Genomic DNA, 19,983 nt, shown 5'->3' with positions numbered 1-19,983 from the left:
GCGCGTCGGTGAAACGGCTCACTTCGTCTCCCTCCGGACGGCCGACCAGATGTCGGCGAGTTGCTGATCGGGGGACTGGTCGGGCTGGACCACCTCGACGTCGAGCTTCCGGTCTTCGGTGAGTTCGATACGCACCTCGTCGAACGTCACCTCGTACGTCGTCGTGTGGTGGCCGTCGGCGCGTATCTCCGTTCCTTCGGTCAGCAAGTCGGCCTCGGTGAGGAGGTCCAACTTGCGGTACGTCGTCGAGAGCGGGATTTCGCACTCGTCGGATAGTTCGCTTGCCGTCATAGGTTCTGCTAGTGCTCTGATGATGGCTCGGGCGTCCGCGTCGTCTAAGGCGTCGAGGACGGAGAGGAGTTCCCCCGACTCCTCGGCGGACCGGTCGCGTGCCATTGGCCGCACTCGTCCGCCCGAGACAATAATCTTCGCGGATACCGCCCGCCCGTTCGTGCGCCGAACCCGGACCCGGCGCGCCGACTCGACCGACCGGGACGCGGCGCCGGTCGTCGTCGACTGACCCGTCGATCCGCTGGCCCGCCTCACTCCGCGCGACGGTACGTGGCCGTCAGCGTCGTCTGTTCGACGAGCGCGTCGTCTATCGCCCGCGCGACCTCGTCGTGTCGGGCGCCGGGGTGCAAGTCGAGCGTGCGGTCCAGCGCGTAGACGGTGACGCGGTACTCGTGGGGGTCGTCGCCGCGCGAGGGGCACGCGGCGAAGTATCCGAGCGTGCCGCCGTCGTTGCGACCCTGCCGAGCCCCGCCGAGGGCGATTTCCTCCTTGGGCACCCCGGCCGGTATCTCGTCGGTGTCGGCGGGGACGTTCCACAGAAGCCAGTGGACGAACGGCTTCTGTCCGGGCGCGTCGGGGTCGTCCACGACGAGTGCGAGCGACGTCGCCTCCTCGGGGACGCCCGCGACGGCGAGCGGCGGCGACTCGCCGGCCCCGTCGCAGGTGTATCGGCGCGGGAGCGCCTCGCCGCGCTCGAACGCCGGCGAGACGACGGCCAGCCCCGCGACGTCCGACAGTTGGCGACGTTCGGTTCCCCCATCGGTGACGGCTCTGCGTCCCCCCTCAGGGACGGTTTGACGGTCCATACCGGCGACACGTTTCCCAACATGAAAGTGTTTGCCACGAGGTAGTTGTCAGCCGTCCGTTCTCTCGTCTCGTTCGATACGTCCGTCGGGCGGAACGAAACCGGCGTCAGAGACCCGACACGCGAACCGGAAGGAGGTGTCATCTTTCGGAGAGTTCGTACGCGCCCGCTCGTCGCAGCGTTCCTACCTCGCGGAGCACCTCGGGCGTCCGGCAGACGCCGGGGGCGCCCGTCGCCTGCGGGACGGCGCAGTTGTTGCAGTTCTCGCAGACTGCTTCCGCGTCGTCCTCGCCGAGCAACCGCGCGGGCAGTCGCGGTTCGGCGTAGAACGGCCGGCCCATTCCGACGGCGTCGCAGGCGTCGCCGAGCAGTCGGTCCGTCTCCGTCCGACCGCGCACCCCGCCCTCGCAGAGCACCGGCACGTCGACGACGCGGCGGACGCGGCGGCACAGGTCGGCGTTCCACGCCGGTTCGAAGTCGTACGCCTTCGACTCCACCCAGTTACCGAATGCGACGAGGCGGGCGCGGAGTAGTCCGCCGAACGCCGCCTCGTAGCCCGCGCGGTACCGGCCGTCGGACCACGCGCGCGCCGGGTACTCCCCCCTGACGATGCTGGCGTCCCAGAACACCGAAGCGGTCACCGGGACGACGGCGTCGTAGCCGTAGTCGGCGAGGCGGGCGCAGACGCCCACCGCGTCGTCGGCCGAGAGACGGCGGCGCACCACGGGCGGAGCGGCCGTCTCGGCCGGCACCTTCGTCATCAGGGGCACCTCGCCCGCCCGCGAGCGAACCTCGTCGTGGACGAGTTCGAGAAAGCGGACGCCGTCGGCGAACTCGTCCGTTCTCCGATTGTAGAACGGCGAGAGAAACTGCTGGAGGATGCCCATGTTCGCCCCCGCGAGGTGAATCACGTCGTAGCCGGCGTCGACGCACCGCCGCGCCGCGCGCCCGAAGTCCGCGGCCAGTTCGTACACTTCCCCCGTCGAGAGAACGTGCGCGTCGTACTCCAGAAACCCCGTCGCGGCCATCGCGCGGAGGAGCCGCGGGGGTTCGGAGACGGCGAGTTGTTCGAGTTCGGGGTTGTCCTCCCGAAATCCGGCGTGCCACGTCTCCATGCTCCGCAGGCCGCCGTGTTCGAGTTGGACCGCTATCCTCGCGCCGTGGTCGTGAACAGCGTCGGTGAGCGCCGAGAGCCGCGAGACGAACCCGTCGTCGTGGACGCGGGTCATCCCCGGCGCGGCGCACCCGCCCTCCCCGCGGACGACGGTCGCACCCTGACAGACCAGTCCCGCGCCCGCCGCGGCCGCGGGTTCCAACTCGGCGACGAGTCGACTCACGGCGTCTGGACCGTTCCCCGCGCACTCCAACAGCGGTGCGCGGTAGAGACGGTTCGGAACCGTCACGTCGCCGATTCGAAACGGGGAGTCGAGCCGAGCCATGACGGTGTCTCGGCGGCGACGACCAAAGAGACGGCGACGCGAGCGGTCGAACGCGGAGGCGCGTCGCCGCGCCGAACCAGTCGGATTGTGTGAAGATTCATACCCCGGCGCGACGACGACACCCCAATGAACGACCCGAAGCCGTTCCGGTACGACACCGAGGTGCCGCCGGGCGAGAAGCGACACCTCCGCTACGAGATAAGCGAGACGTACCTCGGTGACCCCGTCGAAGTGCCGGTGACGGTCATCAACGGCGAGCACGGGGGACCGACGGTCTACATGACCGCCGCCCTCCACGGCGACGAACTGAACGGCGTGAAGGTGCTGCAGGAGGTGGCGGCGCGCTACGACCCGGCGACGCTCCACGGCACCGTTGTCTGCATCCACGTCGCCAACGTGCCGGGCTACCTCGCCCAGCAGCGCTACATCCCCATCTACGACCTCGACCTCAACCGCTCGTTCCCGGGGCGGAACTCCGCGAACACGGCCGAGCGGATGGCGAACCAGATATACGAGCGGTTCATCAAGCCCTGCGACGTCGGCATCGACTTCCACACGTCGACGCGCAACCGGACGACGATGTACCACGTCCGCGCCGACGTGGCGAAACCCGAGGTGAACCGCCTCGCGCGGTCGTTCGGGTCGAACCTCATCCTCTCGGGGGAGGCGGACCCGGGGTCGCTGCGGACCGTGGCGACGCGCGACGGCGTCCCGACCATCACCGTCGAAATGGGCCGGGCACACCGATTTCAGCTTCCGCTCGTCGAACGCGCGTTGGAGGGCGTCGAGAGCGTCCTCGCGGAGTACGGACTGCTCCCCGGGCGACCGGTCACGTGGCCGGGGTGGACCCGAGTCGTCGAGAACGCCTCGGACAAGGCGTGGCTCCGGGCCGACGCGGGCGGACTCGTGGAGATGCGGTACGGCGACGTGCCTCTCGTCTACGAGGGCGACACCATCTGCACCGTCTCGGACCACTTCAAAAAGCGCGAGCACAGCGTCGTCGCCCCCTTCACCGGCCTCGTCATCGGCGTCCTGCAGAACCCGGTGGCCGCGCCGGGACACCCGCTGTGTCACCTCGTGAGCGTCGACGAGAAGACGCGCACGGAGATAGAGCGGGAGATAAAAGCCGGGGAGTTTTCCGAACGACCGTGGTCCTGAAGAGCCGTTTCATCGGCTCGACCCGAGCACGGCCGTTCGGAGAGAACGACCGTAGTCCCGAGGTTCGCGCCGTCGAACCGACTCACGCCGACAGTGACCGACGGAAGAACGCGACCGTTTCCGACCACGCCGCCGCGGAGGCGCGCGCGTTCGCCGCGGGCGTCCCGCCGTAGACGTGGAGTCGGTCGCGCGAGACGCCCGGCGTCGGGAGGTACGGCAGGCGAAGGTAGTGTCCCGCACCCGAGTGCCGGTCGTGTCGGTACTCGCGTGCGTAGTTCGCGGCGTCGAGTCGGTCGACTACGCGGTCACAGAACGCCGTCGACGGCCACCGCGCGTCGTCGGTCGCCGAGACGAGGTACACCGGCGCGTCCGCGTCCTCGACGGCGATAGCGGCCGCGTCCAGTTGAGCCTCGGTCGCCCCTACCAGCGCCGGTTCGTAGTAGGGGAGGGCGGGCGTCGGCGGCGGTCCGGGGTCGGCGTCGGCGAGTTCGAGGAACGGAATCGGCTCGCCGTCGACGGACCACGCCGAGGTGCCCGCCGGCGCGCGGCCGCGACCGAGCCCTTCCCAGACGAGTCCGCTCGGCACCCACCCGACGACCGCACCGACCGCATCGCTCCGACTCGCCGCGAGGAGCGCGAGCGACCCGCCGCGGGAGAACCCGAACAGGCCGACGATCGATCCGACGACCCGGTCGCGGCCGAGAAGCCACGACACCGCTCGTTCGACGTACTCTACCGGAACCTCCGTCAGCGTGTCCGGAGTCGGCTCCGGGTCGCCGAAGTACTGCAGCGTCAGCGCCGCGATACCGCGCGAGGCCAGCAGTCGGCCCGTGGCGAGGTGCGGCCGGCCGGCGGCGCCGTGGAGGTGGACGACGGCCGGGACGGGGTCGTCGCCGGGCGGCGCGAAGAACCGGCCGGCGAGACCGTCGCCGACGGGTCGGGACTCGACGTCGGGGTCGAACAACAGGCGCGTCATCGTCGCTGACGCGAGCGTCTCGCCGCCGCGTTCGGCGGCGAGCGCCACGTCGTAGGCGCCCTCGGGCGGCGTGAACCGCGCGCCTGGCGGAAGCGGACCGTCCGGTGCGTCGGCCGGGCGCATCGACCAAAAGGGACCCGTGGCGTCCGCGCAGTCGTAGGTGCCGCCGAGCGGCGCCCGCTCGGACACGTCGACGACGCCCCCGTCGTCGGCCACGAAGTCAGCGCGCGACTCCCACCGCCTCCCGCTCCGGGAGCGTGCGGTCGCTCGGAGCGTCACCGACGCGCCGGGATCCAGGTCCTTCACGACGACGGGAACCGGTTCGTCGGTCAGCGCCGACGACGGGACGGCGACCGAGGGGGCGGCGTCGCTCGCGACGCACCCCGCGAGCGACGCGAGGCCGAGACCGCCGACGGCGCGGAGGTACGCGCGTCTGTCGGAGAGCGAACCGACGTCCATCCCCTTCGAGTTGGCAGCCGCCTCACAAAAGCGTGACATCCGGACTCGTCGTCAGTTACCGCTCGCGTTCTCGCTCTCTCGTTCCCCCTCCTCTCCGACTCTCTCGACCTGTCCGTGCGTGTGGTGGTAGAACCGGACGTGGGGTCGGTTGTCGACGGCGACGGGGTCGAAACACACCCGTCGGTAGGCGTCGTTGTCGAGGAGGTTCACCATCAGTCCGGCGTCGTGCTCTGAGACGGAGTCGTAGGCGACGCCGCAGACGGGACACGTCGGCGGCGCGTCGTCCGGAACGCGCATCGGCGGAAAGAGGGACCCGAGGCGCAAAAACCGTTCAGTCGCCCGCCGCGGCGCCGTCCGCGCCCCGAACCTCGCGAGCGACGCGTTCGACCGTTTCGTACTCCGCCTCGTCGTACGCGACGAATCGCACGTCGTTGAGCGACGACGGGTTGTGGGCGTCGATGACTTCGCAGATGATGCGCGTGCCGTCTTCGAGGTCGAATCCGGCGACGCCGCACCCGAGCGCCGGGATGACGAGCGACTCGCAGCCGAGTTCGTCCGCGCGCGCCAAGGCGTTCCGCGTCGCGTCGCGGATGCTGTCGGCCGTCGCCTTCCCGTCGCCGTAGTGCGGCATCGCGGCGGCGTGGATGACCCACCTGGCGTCGAGTTCGAACGCCTCCGTGACGGCCACCGCGCCGAGGTCGATCGGTCCCTGGGACGTCGCCGCGTCGTTGAGACCCCGGCCGGCCCGCCGCTTGAGTGCGCCGGCGACCCCCGAACCCATCTGGAGGCTCGTGCCGGCGGCGTTCACGAGGGCGTCGGCGGACCGTTGTGCGATGTCGCCGCGGACGACGCGGAACTCCATACCGACGGTTCACGAGCGACACTCAAGTCCGCTGTGGCCGACGGGACGGGTCGGTGCTCGGAGGCGAGCGACCGAAAGCGGTCGATGAGAGGGGCGGAACGCGCAAGTACGCGCGGTCCTCAGCCTCGGGTAGATGGTCGCAGGAGACTCCGCGTGCTCGCTCTCGCTTCCGAATCTGGACGGACTGCTGCGGATGCGCTGGCGCGACGCCCTGTTCGCTCACTGGTCGGTCGCCCCCGAGGCGGTCGCGGCCCGCCTCCCGGACGGACTGGACGTCGCCACCTTCGACGGACGGGCGTGGCTGGGCGTCGTCGCCTTCCTCATGGAGGACATCAGACCCAAAGGGGCGCCGTTCGGCCTCTCCTTTCCCGAACTGAACCTCCGGACGTACGTCCGGCGGCCGGACGAAGACGACCACGCGGTGTACTTCTTCAACCTCGACGCCGACGACCGGTTCGGCGTCCCCGTCGCCCGGCGCCTCTACGCGCTCCCGTACTACCGCGCCGACATGCGCGTCCGGCGCCGAGGGAACGACGTCGAGTTCGCCAGCCACCGCACGCACCGCGGCGCGTCGGCGGCGCACTTCGACGCGACGTACCGGCCGACCGGCGAGGCGTTCACGGCCGAACCGGGTACGCTCGAACACTTCCTGACCGAGAACTACCGCTTCTACGCGTCCGGTCGAACGCTCGTCTACGGCGACATCGCGCACGACCCGTGGCCGCTCCGCGAGGCCGAGGCCGAGTTCCGGGCGAACACGCTATTCGCCGCCAACGGCTTCGAGAAACCGGGTTCGGAACCCCTCTTACACTACTCGCCGGGCGCGGACGTCACCGCTGGAAGAATCCACCTCGCCCGCGACTGACGGCCGGCGCTCCGCGCGCGACGGTCGGAAGAGGAGGGACCGCCGTCGGTTCGCGGTTCGCGTTCCCGTCTCCGCGCTCGCTTCGCTGTGCCCGAACCGTTCCGCGCGGACTCAGTCCTGTCCCGTCTCCACGTCTATCTCCTCGAACGTGACCTCGACCGTCTCGCCGTACCGGTCGCCGTTCTGCTCGTCGTGGCGGTGGAACTCCGGCGGTTCGACGGTGACGTGCATGTCGTACGTCCCGCCCTCGGGCACCTCGACGTTGGACCCGTAGTGGTAGACGCCGGGATGCCAGAGGAAGTTCAACTCGAAGGGGCCGTACTCCTCTCCACTGCGTTCGAGCGTCGCGGAGACGTCGCAGTAGGGGACGAATCGCTTGTCGCCACGGTCGGCGACGACGACTTCGAGGTGGCAGTTCTCGTCGTCGGGTTCGACGAGTTCGAACTCGCCCTCGCCCGCGAGTTCGTACATCGGTTCGGCCTCCTCCTGTGCGTAGCCGACGACGTAGTCGCCCGCCTCGGTCGTGCCGCCGTCGTTGGCGACGGTGTTCGCCATGTAGGAGACCGACGTCTGGTACGCTTCGCCCTCCGTGCGAGACTGCTGAATCTGGTTCAGGTCGACCTCGTCGCTCGGTTGCTTCTCGGGATTGTCAGGCACGCCTCGCGGTTGTGCGTCTCGTCCGTAGTGACTGATGGCCGACAGGAAACGGGACCCCGGTGAGCGTCACTTCGGTCATCCATGCAACCCGTTCGCACGCCCGGAACCGAACCACCGACGTTCAAGCGGCGAGCGGCGAACGCGACGACATGGTACTCGACACCGCGATGGTCACGCTGCACGTCCTCACGGGCGCGCTCTGGGTGGGAAGCGTCGTCTTCGTCGCCGGGGCGGTGCTCCCCGCCGCCCTCGACGGGTCGCTGGACGCCGGACCGCTGGAGACGCTGGCCGACAGGCTGGTCTACGGCTCCCGCGTCGCGTCGGTGGTGATGTTCCTCACCGGCGGCCACCTCGCCGGGACGCGCTACACGTTCGAGTTGCTCGCGGAATCCGGTCGCGGTCACCTCGTCCTCGCCATGCTCGTCCTCTGGGTGGCGCTCGCCGCCCTCGTGGAGGTCGGTCGGAGCCGACTCGTCGCCGGCCTCCGCGAGAAGCGCGTCCGGACGCCCGTCCGCGAGACTATCACCTTGTTCCGCGCGGCCGCCGTCGTCGGGGTGCTCCTCCTCGTCGACGGGGGTCTGCTGGCCGCGGGATTCGCGCCGTACTGAGACCGTACCGAACTACAGAGAATCTATAGAGATATGTCTCGGATATATACTATATCCGATAGTTTCATGCGCCGAGCGGTCGCACCGGCGGACGAGATGCGCGAAGACGACTCCCGGGACGCGAACGCCCCGTTGACCATCGAAATCGGCGCGGACGGCCGAATCGTCCTCCGTCGCACCACGGCGCTGGGTACGTTCTCGAGGACCGTCGAGCGATGAGCCGTGCGGACGGCGACGGCACGCCGCTCGTCGGTGCATACCTCGGCGACGCCACCTCGCTGGTCCGGCGCGAGCGTCGACGCTGCACGGACGAGCGGACGGCATTCCGGGCGTTTCGCTCGGCCGTCGCGGACGTCCGGCCGACGGCGCCGCCCGAGGGGTCCGGCGGACCGCCGGCGGCCGGTGCGCTCTCGCGGACCGGACGGTCGGCCTCGCTGACCGCCGTCAGCCGGGAGTACCGGCGGACCGTGATGGCGGTTCCGCACTACGAGTCCGAGTACGGCGACGAGTACGCCGAGAGCGTCGCCGCCGAGTTCGGAGAAGCGGTCGCCGCCGGCCTGACCGGCGGCGGGACGCTGACCCCGCCGCTCCGCGGCGCCGTCGTGGAGGGGGCAACGGCCGCGATGCGGGAACGCGAGGAGTTCGTCTCGCTGCTCGCCGCCGAGTCGTCGTCGCTGGCGTCGGCGCGGACCACCGTCGACGACTCGGTGGACCGCCTTCGGGCGCTGGACAACCGGCCGCTCTCGGAGCGGTCGTTCGCGGACCTCGCCCGACTCCGCACGGCCGTCCTCGACGTGCGGGACGGACTGGACGAGGCGGCCGCGCGCCGGCAGGAGACGATGCGGTCGCACCGGCGAACGCTCTCGAACCGCGCCCCGAGCGTCGCCGGCTACCTCTACGCCGACCTGCCGGTCGACCACCCGGCGCTGGACGCCCTCGCGAGCGCTCGGTCGCTCGTCGAGACGGCGCTGGCGCGCGTCGACCGGCGGTCGGTGGCGGCCCTCTGAGGCGGCCGCGGCGTCGGCGGTTCGCCGCCTTCCGTCGCCTCACCGCCGTCTCGCCACAGATATGTATCACGAGTACGGAACGTCCCCTAGCATGAGTCCGACAGCCTCCGCCGCGGCGTCGTCTCCGCCCATCGCACCCCGTTGCGCCCGTCGTCCCCGCCGATGAACCGGCTCGACCCGCGCGTGCAACTGCTCTGGGTCGCCAGCGCGGCCGTCTCAGCGCTCGTCGTCGGCGCGGTGCTGTTCGCCGTCGTCACGTTCCTCTCGCCGCCGTTCCTCCCCTCGTGGACGCCGTACGCGGCCGCGGCCGTCGTGTTCCTCTTCGGCGCTCTCGCGGCCGTCGCGCGCTACCGCTCGTGGGGGTACGAGGTGCGCGAGGATTCGCTGTACCTCGAACGCGGCGTGTTCACCCGCGTGCGGACCGTCGTCCCGTTCGTCCGCATCCAGCACGTCGACTCCTCGCGCGGGCCGATAGAGCGCGTCGTCGGTCTGGCGAGCACCGTCGTCTACACCGCGGGGTCGCGCGGCGCCGACGTGGCGGTGCCGGGCCTCACCGCCGACGGCGCCGACGAACTGCGCGAGCGACTGAAGCGCCTCGCCATCCGCTCGGAGGGCGACGACGCGGTCTGATGGCCGTCCAACGCCTCTCCCCGCTGTCCGTCCCCTATCGGGTGCTTCAGCGCGGCGGGAGCATCGTCGCCGCCCTCGCGTTCACGCTCGCCACGGGCGGGTTCAGCCTCCCGTTCGTCGGCATCGCCGGCCCCCTCGTCCTCGTCGGACTGGCCAGCCTCGTGGCCATCCTCTTCGTCGCCTACGAGTACGCCTACTTCCGGCGGTTCGCCTACGAACTCACCGCCGACACCTTCGACATCGAGTCGGGCGTGTTCGCCCGGCGGAACCGAGAGATTCCCCTCCGTCGCATCCAGAACGTCGATATCTCGCGCAACGTGGTCCAGCGCGCGGTGGGCATCGCCGCCGTCTCCTTCGAGACGGCCGGCGGCGGCGAGACGGAGGCCAGCCTGCGGTTCGTCTCCTTCGAGGAGGCCAAGCGGCTCCAGCGCGAACTGGGACGACTGAAGCGCGGGGCGTCACTCGACGCCGAGGGCGAGTCGACCGAACCGGACGCGCGGGTGCTCTTCGAACTCGACCGGCGCGAACTCGCCATCCTCGGGGCGCTCTCGTTCGACTTCCGCGTGCCCGGAATCCTGTTCGTGTTCTTCTCGGGGGCGCTCACGTTCGTCACCTCCTACCTGCCGGAGGGGTTGGGACCCCTCCTCGTCGTCGTCGGCGTGTCCGTCCTCCTCGCCCTCGGGGTGCTGGCGTCGTGGGTGGCCGGCGCCGCCGTCGCCGTCGTGAACTACTACGACTTCCGCCTCGTGCGCTCGGGCGACGAACTCCAGTATCAGCGCGGCCTGCTCCAGCGGTACGACGGCTCCATCCCGTTCGACAAGGTGCAGACGCTGACGATAGCCGACAACCCGCTGAAACGCTGGGCGGGCTACGCCACCCTGCTGGTCGAGACGGCGGGCTACGCCCCCGGACAGGGGGACTCCTCGCGCGGGTCCGAGGCGGCCGTCCCCGTCGCCCGGAGAGAACGCATCGAGCGACTCGTCGAGGACATCGAACCCGTCGGGACACCCGACTTCCGCCGCCCCCCGAAGCGGACGCGCCGGCGCTACTTCGGCCGCTACTGCATCGTCATCGGCGCGGCGGCGGCCGCGCTGTACGGCGCGAACGCCGTCTTCGGACCGTTCCTCGCGTGGTACGCGCCGCTCGCACTCCTCCCCGTCGCCGGCATCGCGGCGCACTACAAGTGGAAACACAGGGGGTACTGGCTCGGCGAGAACCACGTCGTCACCCGGAACGGCGTGTTGAAGCGCGAGACGAAGGTAGTGCCGTACTACCGCATCCAGACGGTCATCGACACGCGGACGATATTCCAGCGTCGCCTCGGACTGGCCTCCGTCACCGTCGACACGGCGGGGTCGCTCTCCATCGGAGGGCAGGACGCCGCGGCCGTCGACATCGACGCCGACGACGCCGACGGACTCCGCGCGGAACTGGAGTCGCGGCTCCGAACCGCCGTCGCCGCGCACCGACAGGGTCGCGTCGGGATGGGCGTCGAAGACGAGGTGGACGTGGTGGCGTCGACCGACGAGGGCGATGCGGAGGTGACGTCGACCGGCGAGGGCGATTCGGGAGACGAGGCGACGGAGGACGGCGACGACGCGGACCCGTTCGTTTGGGGGGAGACGCGGGACGACGCGGCGGCGGACACGCGGCGCGGGGACGACGAGTCGCCGAACGACGCCGGGCGCTGAACGGGCGTTCAGAGCGGGTCGGACACCCCGTGCCGGAACGTCTGGAACTCGACGGTCCGTCCGTCCGGGTCCTCGGCGAAGAACTGGTAGATGTCGTACGTCTCGTTCTCGTGCGGGTCCTCCCGCGCCGCGTCGCCGACGCGTTCGCGCATCGCGTCTACCTCACTCTCCGTGTCGTACACGAAGGTGACGATGCCCTCGGTTTCCGTCTCCTCGGCGTCGCAGAACCCGAACAGCAGGTTTCCGTGACGAAGTATCGTGCATCCGGGCTGTTCGAGCCACGCCGTCGCGCCGACGCGGTCCGCGTAGAACTCGGTGGTCGCCGCTCGGTTCGCCGTCCGGAAGAAGACGATGCCTCCCGCGGTCATGCGTTCCCCTCGCGGCCGCCGGAGAAAGAACTGTCGCGGTCCGGCCGATTGATACCCCGGAGGGACGTGTCGACTGGCATGGACGCACTGGAGAAGATACTCGGCGGTAACGACGAACACGTAGCGAACCTCTCGCGGGACCACTTCGAGGGCATACGGGAGAGTCAGGACCCCTCCGTCGTCTCTGTCTCGTGTTCGGACTCGCGCGTCCCCGCGGACGCCGTCTGGAACGCGGACGTCGACGGCGACCTGTTCACGAGCGTCAACGTCGGCAACCAGGCGTGGGCCGAGGTTGACGGCGAACTCGTCGTCAACGACGCCGTCGGCTACGCGGTGTCGGCGCTGGACGTGGAACTCATCGCCGTTCTCGGCCACACCGGGTGCGGGGCCGTGACGGCCGCCTACGAGGCCGTGACGGGCGACGGAGGTGGGAAGTCGCTCCCGCCGTCGGTCGAGGCGGCCGTCGGTCGGCTGAAACCCATCGTCGAATCCGCGCGCGAGGACGGCGTCTTCGACGGCGACACGCCGGACGGCGAGGCGGTCAACCGCCTCGTCGAGTGTGCGGTGCAGACGCAGGCCGAGTTCCTCGTCCAGAACGACGCGGTGCCGGAGGACGTGGCCGTCGCCGGCCTCGTCTACGACTTCCAGCAGGCGTACGGCGACGACGACGGCGCGGCGTACCTCGTCTCCCTGGACGGCGAGACGGACACCGATGCGCTCCGCGGAGCGGTGTCGGAGACGCACTGCGAGAAGGTGGGTTCGATTCGCTGAGTCGGTTACTCGCCGGACTCGCGCGCGTCCTCGATGACCCGCGTGAACTCGCGAGCCGTTTCCGTAATCGAATCGAAGTCGCCCGCCTCGATGGCGTCGGCGTCCATGATGGCGCTGCCCGCGCCGACGACGACGGCGCCGGCCTCGATGTAGTCGGCCACGTTGTCGATGTCGATGCCGCCCGTCGGCATCAGCGGAATCTGCGGCAGCGGTCCCTTGAGACTGGAGAGGTGGTCCGGCCCCATCACCGACGCCGGGAACACCTTCACCATGTCGGCGCCCGCCTCGTAGGCGTTCACCGCCTCCGTCGGCGTGAGGATGCCCGGCGCGACGAGGGTTCCGTACCGGTTGCAGGTCTCGACGACCTCTCGGTCGAAGTTCGGCCCCACGACGAACTCCGCGCCGTTCATGATGGCGGCGCGGGCCGTCGCGTCGTCAAGCACCGTCCCCGCGCCGACGATGGCCTCCTCCTCGGTGAACGAGGCCGACACCTCGCCGATGAGGTCCATGGCGTCGGGGTTGTCCGCCGTTATCTCGTAGGCCGTGACGCCACCGTCGTTGAGCGCCTGCGCCACGTCGATGATGGTGTCCGCGTCGGCGCCGCGCATCACGGCGACGACGCCGCTGTCGGTCAGTCGGTTCATGTCCGCGGTGGAGTCGGAGGCGACCATGTCGTCTCGGAGTCCGCCGCGGCGCCTAATAAACACCCGAGACGGGGCGCGGCGGCGCCGTCGGCGCCCGCGCCGGGCGGAGTATCTGCCCGGTGACACCACGCGGCACGGTCAAATAGGCTCGACGCTTACCTCGGGTTAGCGACCCGCCCGGGCCGCGCACCATGCACGCAGACGCAGATTTCGAGCAGTTGTACCGCGACGTGATTCCGTCCGTCGTCTCCCTGTACGTCGGGCGCCGCGCGCCCGGCGTCGGCGCCGGGTCGGGGTTCGTCTACGACGACCGCCACGTCGTGACGAACGAACACGTCGTCGGAAGCGTCGAGGAGGTGGAACTTCGCTTCGCCGACGGGTCGTGGGCCGTCGGCGAGGTGGTCGGTACGGACGCCTACGCCGACCTGGCCGTCGTCGCCGTCGACGAACTCCCCGAGTCGGCGACGCCGCTCCTCGTCGCCCCCGAGAACCCCCTGCCGGGCCGGCCCGTCGCCGCCCTCGGCAATCCCCTCGGACTCGACGGTTCCATCACCGCCGGCATCGTCTCCGGTGCGAACCGCTCGATGCCGACCTCCGGCGGGTTCTCCATCCCCGACGTGGTGCAGACGGACGCGCCCATCAACCCCGGCAACTCCGGCGGCCCCCTCGTCGCCGTGTACGTCGACGAGGGAGCGAAGGGAACGGCGCCCACGCAACGCTACGAGGTGGCGGGCGTCAACCGAGCGAAGCAGGGCGACAACATCGGCTTCGCCGTCTCGCCGACCATCGTGAACCGCATCGTTCCGACGCTCATCGCCGTCGGTCGCTACCCGCACTCGTACCTCCGGGCGCGGATGCTCGACGTGACGCCCGCCGTCGCCGAAGCGAACGGGTTGGACGACCCGCGCGGCGTCCTCGTCGTGGAGGTTGCGGAGGGGCCGCGCGACGGCGACGCCCTTCGCGGGTGCCGCGACAGGCGGACCGTACGCGGACAGCGCATCCCCGTCGGCGGCGACGTCGTCGTCGGTATCGGCGACGAGGAGGTCCGCTCGCACGAGGAACTGATGCGGTATCTCATCACGGAGACGCACCCGGGCGAACCCGTCGACGTCGAGGTGGTACGCGAGGGGTCCCCCGAGACGCTCACCGTCGTCCTCGACGAACGCCCGCCCGTCGAGGAGTCGGGCGGGTACCGCGTTCGCCGCCGCGGACGCCGTCGCCGCGACGGAGGGGAGGGGGACGACGGGCGCGGCGGCGTCGACGTCCCGATTCGGTAGCGAATCCGGGGTCGGTCGTCGCGCGTCGGGTGCCGACCGTCGCCTCGCGGCGCGTTCTCGTCGAACTGTTACCAGCCGATGCGAAGCGAATCGACCCCCGAACGTTGTTCCGCGCTCCCGCGTTCAGACTTACATTGTTAACGGTCCTCGGTGGAGTTAAACCGGCGGGGACAGAACCGGCGACCGTATGACGGACGTTGACGTGCGACGGGTGACCGTCCTCGGCGCGGGTAACATGGGCCACGGCATCGCGGAAGTCGTCGCCATCGCCGGGTACGACGTGGTGATGCGCGACGTGAACGAGGAACTGGTCTCGGAGGGCTACGAGAGCATCGAGTGGAGCCTCGAGAAACTGGCCGAGAAGGACCGACTCGACGAGTCGGTGGAAACGGTGCTCTCGCGCGTCGACACCGCCGTCGAACTCGAATCCGCCGTCTCGGACGCCGACCTCGTCGTCGAGGCGGCGCCCGAGCGAATGGAACTGAAAAAGGAGATATTCGGCGAACTCGACGAACACGCACCGGCGGACGCGATTCTCGCATCGAACACGTCCAGTCTCTCCATCACCGAGATAGCCTCGGCCACCTCGCGCCCCGAGTCCGTGGTCGGGATGCACTTTTTCAACCCGCCGGTGAAGATGGCGCTGGTGGAGGTCATCTACGGGTCCGAGACCGCAGAAGAGACGGCCGAGGCGGCCAACGAGTTCGTCGAGTCGCTGGGGAAGACGCCCATCTACGTCCGAAAGGACGTCTCGGGGTTCGTCGTCAACACGGTACTCGGGCCGTACATCGGCGAACCGGCGTGGATGGTCTCCGACGGCGAGGCGACGGTTCGGGAGGCCGACGCCGCGATGGTCAACCGGCGCGGCTACCCGATGGGGCCGTTCGAACTCTCGGACCTCACCGGCATCGACGTTGGGCACCACGTTCGCGAGGAGGCGGGGCGGCCGATTCCGCCGGTGATGGCCGAGAAGGTGGAAGCCGGCGACCTCGGCCGGAAGACGGGAGCGGGCTACTACGACTACGAGTCGGGCGACGGGGCGGACTACGTACCCGAGGACGACACCGGCGACTTCGACACCCTACGCGTCGAGGCGCGGATGGCCAACGAGGCGGCGCGACTCGTCGGCGACGGCGTGGCGACGCCCGAAGCGATTGACACCGGCGTCCGCCTCGGTCTCGGCTTCCCCGAGGGTATCTGCCGCCGCGCGGACGGCATCGGTCTGGACGCGATTCTCGACAAACTCGAAACCCTGTCGGAGGAGACGGGCGAAGAGCGGTTCGCCCCCGACGACCACCTCGTCGAACTCGTCGGGTCGGGACGGACCGGAAAGACGGCGGGTGGGGGGTTCTACGACTACGACGACGCGGACGGCGACGGTCCCGGCGACTACCGGTTCCTGAACTACGACCTCTCCGAGGAGGGACTGCTCGAAATCGAGTTGGACCGCCCGGAGCGGATGAACGCCCTGTCGACTGACCTCTTAGGGGAGATAGACGACCTGCTCTCGTCGGTGGACGTCGAGGCGGTCCGGTGCGTCACGTTCGAGGGCGCGGGCGACCGGGCGTTCTCCGCCGGCGCCGACATCGAGGGCTTCGCCGACCGGTCGCCGACCGACGCGATGGACGTGACGCCGGCGTTCGAGACGGTCGAGGAGTTCCCGCGGCCGACGCTGGCGAAAATCGAGGGCTACTGCCTCGGGGGCGGCCTCGAACTCGCCCTCGCCTGCGACCTCAGAGTCGCCACCGAGGGTTCGGAGTTCGGGTCCCCCGAGATAAACCTCGGGCTCATCCCCGGCGGCGGCGGCACGCAGAAACTGCTCCGGATGCTCGGCGAGACGCGCGCGAAGGAACTCGTCTTCCGGGGGAACCGCATCGACGCCGACCGCGCCGAGGAGTGGGGTCTCGTCAACCGCGCCGTCCCGGCGGCGGAGTTCGACGACGTGGTCGCCGAGTTCGTCGACGACCTGCTGTCCGGCCCGCCCCTCGCGCTCGAAGTCGCGAAGAAGGTGATGAACGAGGGCGCCGACGCGAGCCTCGACGCGGCCCTCGCGATGGAGAGTCAGGGCTTCGGCCTCCTCTTCAGCACCGACGACCTGCGCGAGGGCACCGCCGCGTTCCGCGAGAAGCGTGACCCGGAGTTCACCGGCGAGTGAGGCGCGAGCGGACGAGGAGGCGGCTCTCAGTCCGTCCGCGGGATGGCGTACGCGCCGGCCGCGAAGAACAGCGCCGAGAGGACGGCGAGGACGGCGAGGTTCGTCCACGGGTCGCCCGTTTCCGTCGTCACCGCGCGGACGCCGCGGGCGAAGTAGGTCAGCGGCGAGAGGTTCAACGCGGGACGGAACCACGTCGGAAGCAGGTCGGGCGTGACGAACGTCTCCGAGAGGAAGAGGAGGGGGAGGGCGATGGCGTTCGACGCGGCGATGACGCCGTCCTGCGAGTCGGCGACGCGGCCGATAATCGCCCCCAGCCCGCAGAACAGCGTGACGCCGAAGGCGACGAACAGCACGATGGAGAGCGTCGCCGGTCGAAGCGGGAGCGACACGCCCGTCACGACGACGGTGAGAACGAGCAGCGCCAGCGCCGCGAGTCCGATGACGACGACGTTCACGAGCGTCTGACCGAGCAGCCACTCGGACCGAGAGAGTGGCGTCGTCGCCAGTTTCTCGAAGCGGTTCCCCTCCCGGTGCCGGGCGATGGTCGACCCGACGCGCGACAGCGGCGTGAACAGGACGACGACGGCGAGGTAGCCCGGCACGTAGTAGGCGGGGTCCTCGGCGAACAGACCGCCGCCGGTGGGTTGCGTCTGCACCAACGCCCCGAAGATGAGCACGATGATGACCGGGAAGAAGAACGTGAAGAACACCGCCGTGCGCCGCCGGAGGAACGAGTGCCACGAGGCGGTGAACTCCGCGCGGATGCGACCGAGCGAACTCACCGTCGCTCACCTCCGCTCCCGTCGCCGTTCGCGGTCCCGCCGTCCGCCGCCACCGCGTCCGCGACGCTCGACCGTCCCTCGAAGGACTCGCCCGTCAGGGAAAGGTAGACGTCTTCGAGGTCGGGTTGGGTCCACGTCAGCGTGCCGTAGGCGACGCCCGCGTCGTCGAGGGCGCGGACGGCGTCGCCGATGTCCCGCGGGGTCAGGCCTTCGAAGACGAGGCGGCCGTCGCGGGCGGCGACGTCGAACCGCCCGCCGAACGTCTCGACCACCGTCTCCGGCGGCGCCTCCGTCTCCACTTCGAGTCGGCTGTCGCCGCCGTGCGCGGCGACGAGTTCGCGGGGCGAGCCGACGGCGACGAGTTCGCCCGCGTTCAACAGGCCGACGCGGTCGGCGAGGCGTTCGACCTCGGGCATCGAGTGGCTGGTCAGAAACACCGTCGTCCCCCCCGCGGCGAGGCCGTCGAGGAGGTCCCACAGGTCCCGCCGACCCGCCGGGTCGATGCCGGTGGTCGGTTCGTCGAGGAAGAGCACGTCAGGGTCGTTCACAAGCGCCGCCGCGACGCAGGCGCGCCGCTGCTGGCCGCCCGAGAGGTCCTCGTACCACGTCGTCGCGTCGTCGCCCGTCAGGCCAACGTCCGCGAGCACGGACTCGGGGTCGCGCGCCTCGTCGTACAGGCCGGCGTAGTAGGAGACGAGTTCGCGCGCGGTGAGCCGCGACGCCGGCGAGAACGACTGCGGCAGCAGTCCGACGCGGGAGCGGTCGACGTCCGTCGGTGACTCGCCGAGGACGGACACCGCGCCGTCGACGGGGGTGGTTCCGGTGAGGGCGCGAACGAGCGTCGTCTTGCCCGCGCCGTTGGGGCCGATGAGTCCGAACACCTCGCCCGCCGCGACCGACAGCGAGACGTCCGAGAGGGCCTCCTTGTCGCCGTAGGATTTCCGAAGGTTCTCGGCGACGAGTACCTCGTCCATGCGTCGGGTTCGGCGCGGTCCGCGGGTAAGGATTCGGATTCGGGGCCGGCGTTCGAGGCGGCTTCCGCGCCTGTCCCCGCGCCGACACGACGGTAACGCTTATTCTCGGCGCTCCCCGAGGTCCGACGATGCCACCCCTCTCCCGCCGCCGCGCGCTCGCGTCCGGCCTGTCGGCCCTCCTCGCGGGCGTCGCCGGATGTAGCTCGGCCCCGACGAACGGCACCGACGACCCGCCCGCGACGCGAACCGAGTCGCCGCCGGACGGCGACGGAGGCGGCGGTGAGACGGGCACAGGAACGGGTACCGGCGGCGACGGGCCGAACCTGGCGGACGCTCGCGTCGCCGCCGAATCCGTCGCCGCGGGGTTCGTCTCGCCCGTCGACTTCTTCGCGCCGGCGGGCACCGACCGCCGGTTCGTCGTCGACCAACCCGGCGTCGTCTACGAGGTGACCGCGAACGGCCGCCGCGACGCGCCGTACCTCGACCTTCGGGAGCAGGTGGTCGACATCGGCGGCTACGACGAACGGGGACTGCTCGGCGTCGCCCCGCACCCCGAGTTCGCGGACAACGGCCGCCTGTACGTCCGGTACAGCGCGCCCCGCCGGGAGGGAACGCCGCGGGACTACAGCCACACGTTCGTCCTCAGCGAGTTCACCGTCGACCCCGGCGCGCGGACCGTCGACGGGGGTCGCGAGCGGACGCTGTTGGAACTGCCCGAACCGCAGTCGAACCACAACGCCGGGTCGGTCGGATTCGGCCCGGACGGCCTCCTCTACGTCGGCACCGGCGACGGCGGGGGCGGCGGCGACAGGGGAACCGGGCACGTCGCCGACTGGTACGACGCCGTCGACGGCGGCAACGGACAGGACGTGACCGAGAATCTTCTGGGGAGCATCCTCCGCCTCGACGTGGACTCGCGGGACGGGGACCGGCCGTACGGGATTCCCGCGGACAACCCCCTCGTCGGGCGCGACGGATTGGACGAGCAGTACGCGTGGGGCTTCCGCAACCCGTGGCGGTTCTCCTTCGATACTCGAGACGGGAACAACTGGGACCTCTACGTCGCCGACGTCGGACAGAGCGAGTACGAGGAGGTGAGCGTGGTCGAACGGGGCGGCAACTACGGCTGGAACGTCCGGGAGGGGACGCACTGCTACGGGGCGGGCGAGTGCCCGACGACGACGCCCGACGGCGACCCCCTCGTCGACCCGGTGATAGAGTACCCGCACTCGGGCGACGGCGCGACCGGCATCTCGGTCATCGGCGGCTACGTCGTCCGCGGCGGGGCGCTCTCGGGGACCGGCCTCGCGGGCGCGTATCTGTTCGCCGACTGGCGGTCGAACGGGCGCCTGTTCGCGGCGGACCCCGCTTCGGAGACGACGCCGTGGCCGGTGACCGAGGTGCCGATAACCGGCGACGGCGCGCCGGGGTCGTTCGTCACCGCCTTCGGTCGGGACGGCGAGGACCTGTTCGTGCTGTCGACCGGCGCGCGCGGACTGAATGACCGGACGGGCGCGCTGCACCGACTGGTCGCGCCCTGACTCCCTGCTTCTCCCCCTCTCCG

General features: G+C 70.3%; 22 protein-coding genes. 11 read left to right on the top strand and 11 right to left on the bottom strand.

From position 1 onward, the window contains the following. Positions 1-18: 18 nt before the first annotated feature. From NDI76_RS06615 to NDI76_RS06605, 3 genes are all read right to left on the bottom strand, one after another. Positions 19-396, bottom strand: coding sequence for a helix-turn-helix domain-containing protein (locus NDI76_RS06615; RefSeq protein ID WP_310923213.1), 378 nt, complete (start codon positions 394-396; stop codon positions 19-21). A 146-nt stretch (positions 397-542) separates the two neighbouring features. Further along, positions 543-1,097: a YbhB/YbcL family Raf kinase inhibitor-like protein gene (locus tag NDI76_RS06610; RefSeq protein ID WP_310923212.1), complete on the bottom strand. Its 555-nt coding sequence runs from the start codon at positions 1,095-1,097 to the stop codon at positions 543-545. 139 nt (positions 1,098-1,236) lie between these two features. Further along, a complete protein-coding gene (locus tag NDI76_RS06605; protein WP_310923211.1) occupies positions 1,237-2,535 on the bottom strand; it encodes an oxidoreductase in 1,299 nt (432 codons plus the stop codon). Between the two features lie 126 nt (positions 2,536-2,661). On the opposite strand from NDI76_RS06605, the gene NDI76_RS06600 reads away from it, so the two are divergent. Further along, positions 2,662-3,693, top strand: a complete 1,032-nt coding sequence (locus NDI76_RS06600; RefSeq protein ID WP_310923210.1) for a succinylglutamate desuccinylase/aspartoacylase family protein — start codon at positions 2,662-2,664, stop codon at positions 3,691-3,693. Positions 3,694-3,775: 82 nt separating this feature from the next. Here the strand turns inward: NDI76_RS06600 and NDI76_RS06595 are convergent, their stop codons facing one another. The 3 genes from NDI76_RS06595 to NDI76_RS06585 are packed head-to-tail and all read right to left on the bottom strand — an operon-like array spanning position 3,776 to position 5,990. Next, a complete protein-coding gene (locus tag NDI76_RS06595) occupies positions 3,776-5,167 on the bottom strand; it encodes an acyl-CoA thioester hydrolase/BAAT C-terminal domain-containing protein (RefSeq protein WP_310923209.1) in 1,392 nt (463 codons plus the stop codon). Positions 5,168-5,179: 12 nt separating this feature from the next. Continuing rightward, on the bottom strand, positions 5,180-5,425 hold the full coding sequence (locus NDI76_RS06590) for a DUF8145 family protein (RefSeq protein ID WP_310923208.1): 246 nt from the start codon (positions 5,423-5,425) through the stop codon (positions 5,180-5,182). Between the two features lie 34 nt (positions 5,426-5,459). Further along, positions 5,460-5,990, bottom strand: a complete 531-nt coding sequence (locus NDI76_RS06585; protein ID WP_310923207.1) for a macro domain-containing protein — start codon at positions 5,988-5,990, stop codon at positions 5,460-5,462. Between the two features lie 133 nt (positions 5,991-6,123). Here NDI76_RS06585 and NDI76_RS06580 point away from each other — a divergent pair, with 133 nt between their 5' ends. Further along, positions 6,124-6,855 (top strand): YqjF family protein, encoded by a 732-nt coding sequence (locus NDI76_RS06580; protein WP_310923206.1) that lies wholly within the window; start codon positions 6,124-6,126, stop codon positions 6,853-6,855. A gap of 111 nt (positions 6,856-6,966) precedes the next feature. On the opposite strand, the gene NDI76_RS06575 is transcribed toward NDI76_RS06580, so the two are convergent. Beyond that, positions 6,967-7,512, bottom strand: a complete 546-nt coding sequence (locus tag NDI76_RS06575) for an iron transporter (RefSeq protein WP_310923205.1) — start codon at positions 7,510-7,512, stop codon at positions 6,967-6,969. 149 nt (positions 7,513-7,661) lie between these two features. On the opposite strand from NDI76_RS06575, the gene NDI76_RS06570 reads away from it, so the two are divergent. The 5 genes from NDI76_RS06570 to NDI76_RS06550 all read left to right on the top strand — a co-directional run bounded on the left by NDI76_RS06570 (position 7,662) and on the right by NDI76_RS06550 (position 11,448). Beyond that, entirely contained in the window at positions 7,662-8,120 is a 459-nt protein-coding gene (locus NDI76_RS06570) for a CopD family protein (RefSeq protein ID WP_310923204.1), read from the top strand. 96 nt (positions 8,121-8,216) lie between these two features. Further along, positions 8,217-8,339 carry a hypothetical protein gene (locus NDI76_RS06565; protein WP_310923203.1) on the top strand — a complete coding sequence of 41 codons (123 nt, stop codon included), beginning with the start codon at positions 8,217-8,219 and terminating at the stop codon, positions 8,337-8,339. Then, positions 8,336-9,127: a DUF7260 family protein gene (locus NDI76_RS06560; RefSeq protein ID WP_310923202.1), complete on the top strand. Its 792-nt coding sequence runs from the start codon at positions 8,336-8,338 to the stop codon at positions 9,125-9,127. Before NDI76_RS06565 ends, NDI76_RS06560 begins: the two co-directional genes overlap by 4 nt. A 162-nt stretch (positions 9,128-9,289) precedes the next feature. Beyond that, positions 9,290-9,757 carry a PH domain-containing protein gene (locus NDI76_RS06555; protein ID WP_310923201.1) on the top strand — a complete coding sequence of 156 codons (468 nt, stop codon included), beginning with the start codon at positions 9,290-9,292 and terminating at the stop codon, positions 9,755-9,757. Beyond that, on the top strand, positions 9,757-11,448 hold the full coding sequence (locus tag NDI76_RS06550) for a PH domain-containing protein (protein WP_310923200.1): 1,692 nt from the start codon (positions 9,757-9,759) through the stop codon (positions 11,446-11,448). Before NDI76_RS06555 ends, NDI76_RS06550 begins: the two co-directional genes overlap by 1 nt. An 8-nt stretch (positions 11,449-11,456) precedes the next feature. Here the strand turns inward: NDI76_RS06550 and NDI76_RS06545 are convergent, their stop codons facing one another. Next, positions 11,457-11,816: a VOC family protein gene (locus tag NDI76_RS06545; protein WP_310923199.1), complete on the bottom strand. Its 360-nt coding sequence runs from the start codon at positions 11,814-11,816 to the stop codon at positions 11,457-11,459. Between the two features lie 78 nt (positions 11,817-11,894). Here NDI76_RS06545 and NDI76_RS06540 point away from each other — a divergent pair, with 78 nt between their 5' ends. Next, complete coding sequence (locus tag NDI76_RS06540; protein WP_310923198.1) at positions 11,895-12,587, top strand: carbonic anhydrase; 693 nt, start codon at positions 11,895-11,897, stop codon at positions 12,585-12,587. Between the two features lie 5 nt (positions 12,588-12,592). On the opposite strand, the gene NDI76_RS06535 is transcribed toward NDI76_RS06540, so the two are convergent. Beyond that, positions 12,593-13,258: a bifunctional 4-hydroxy-2-oxoglutarate aldolase/2-dehydro-3-deoxy-phosphogluconate aldolase gene (locus NDI76_RS06535; RefSeq protein ID WP_310923197.1), complete on the bottom strand. Its 666-nt coding sequence runs from the start codon at positions 13,256-13,258 to the stop codon at positions 12,593-12,595. Positions 13,259-13,422: 164 nt separating this feature from the next. Here NDI76_RS06535 and NDI76_RS06530 point away from each other — a divergent pair, with 164 nt between their 5' ends. Together NDI76_RS06530 and NDI76_RS06525 are read left to right on the top strand one after the other, a co-directional pair. Beyond that, on the top strand, positions 13,423-14,508 hold the full coding sequence (locus tag NDI76_RS06530) for a S1C family serine protease (RefSeq protein ID WP_310923196.1): 1,086 nt from the start codon (positions 13,423-13,425) through the stop codon (positions 14,506-14,508). A gap of 187 nt (positions 14,509-14,695) precedes the next feature. Beyond that, positions 14,696-16,663 (top strand): 3-hydroxyacyl-CoA dehydrogenase/enoyl-CoA hydratase family protein, encoded by a 1,968-nt coding sequence (locus NDI76_RS06525; RefSeq protein ID WP_310923195.1) that lies wholly within the window; start codon positions 14,696-14,698, stop codon positions 16,661-16,663. A 26-nt stretch (positions 16,664-16,689) separates the two neighbouring features. Here the strand turns inward: NDI76_RS06525 and NDI76_RS06520 are convergent, their stop codons facing one another. Then, positions 16,690-17,445: an ABC transporter permease gene (locus NDI76_RS06520; RefSeq protein WP_310923194.1), complete on the bottom strand. Its 756-nt coding sequence runs from the start codon at positions 17,443-17,445 to the stop codon at positions 16,690-16,692. Next, on the bottom strand, positions 17,442-18,419 hold the full coding sequence (locus tag NDI76_RS06515; protein ID WP_310923193.1) for an ABC transporter ATP-binding protein: 978 nt from the start codon (positions 18,417-18,419) through the stop codon (positions 17,442-17,444). Before NDI76_RS06515 ends, NDI76_RS06520 begins: the two co-directional genes overlap by 4 nt. Positions 18,420-18,547: 128 nt before the next feature. Between NDI76_RS06515 and NDI76_RS06510 the strand changes: the two genes are divergently transcribed. Next, complete coding sequence (locus tag NDI76_RS06510; RefSeq protein ID WP_310923192.1) at positions 18,548-19,960, top strand: PQQ-dependent sugar dehydrogenase; 1,413 nt, start codon at positions 18,548-18,550, stop codon at positions 19,958-19,960. The last annotated feature ends 23 nt before the right edge of the window (positions 19,961-19,983 follow it).

This window comes from Halogeometricum sp. S1BR25-6 (genome assembly GCF_031624495.1).
GTDB classification, from domain to species: Archaea; Halobacteriota; Halobacteria; order Halobacteriales; family Haloferacaceae; genus Halogeometricum; species Halogeometricum salsisoli.
The sequence above is the reverse complement of the archived record's forward strand: the minus strand, read 5'-3'. Positions and strand labels throughout refer to the sequence as shown.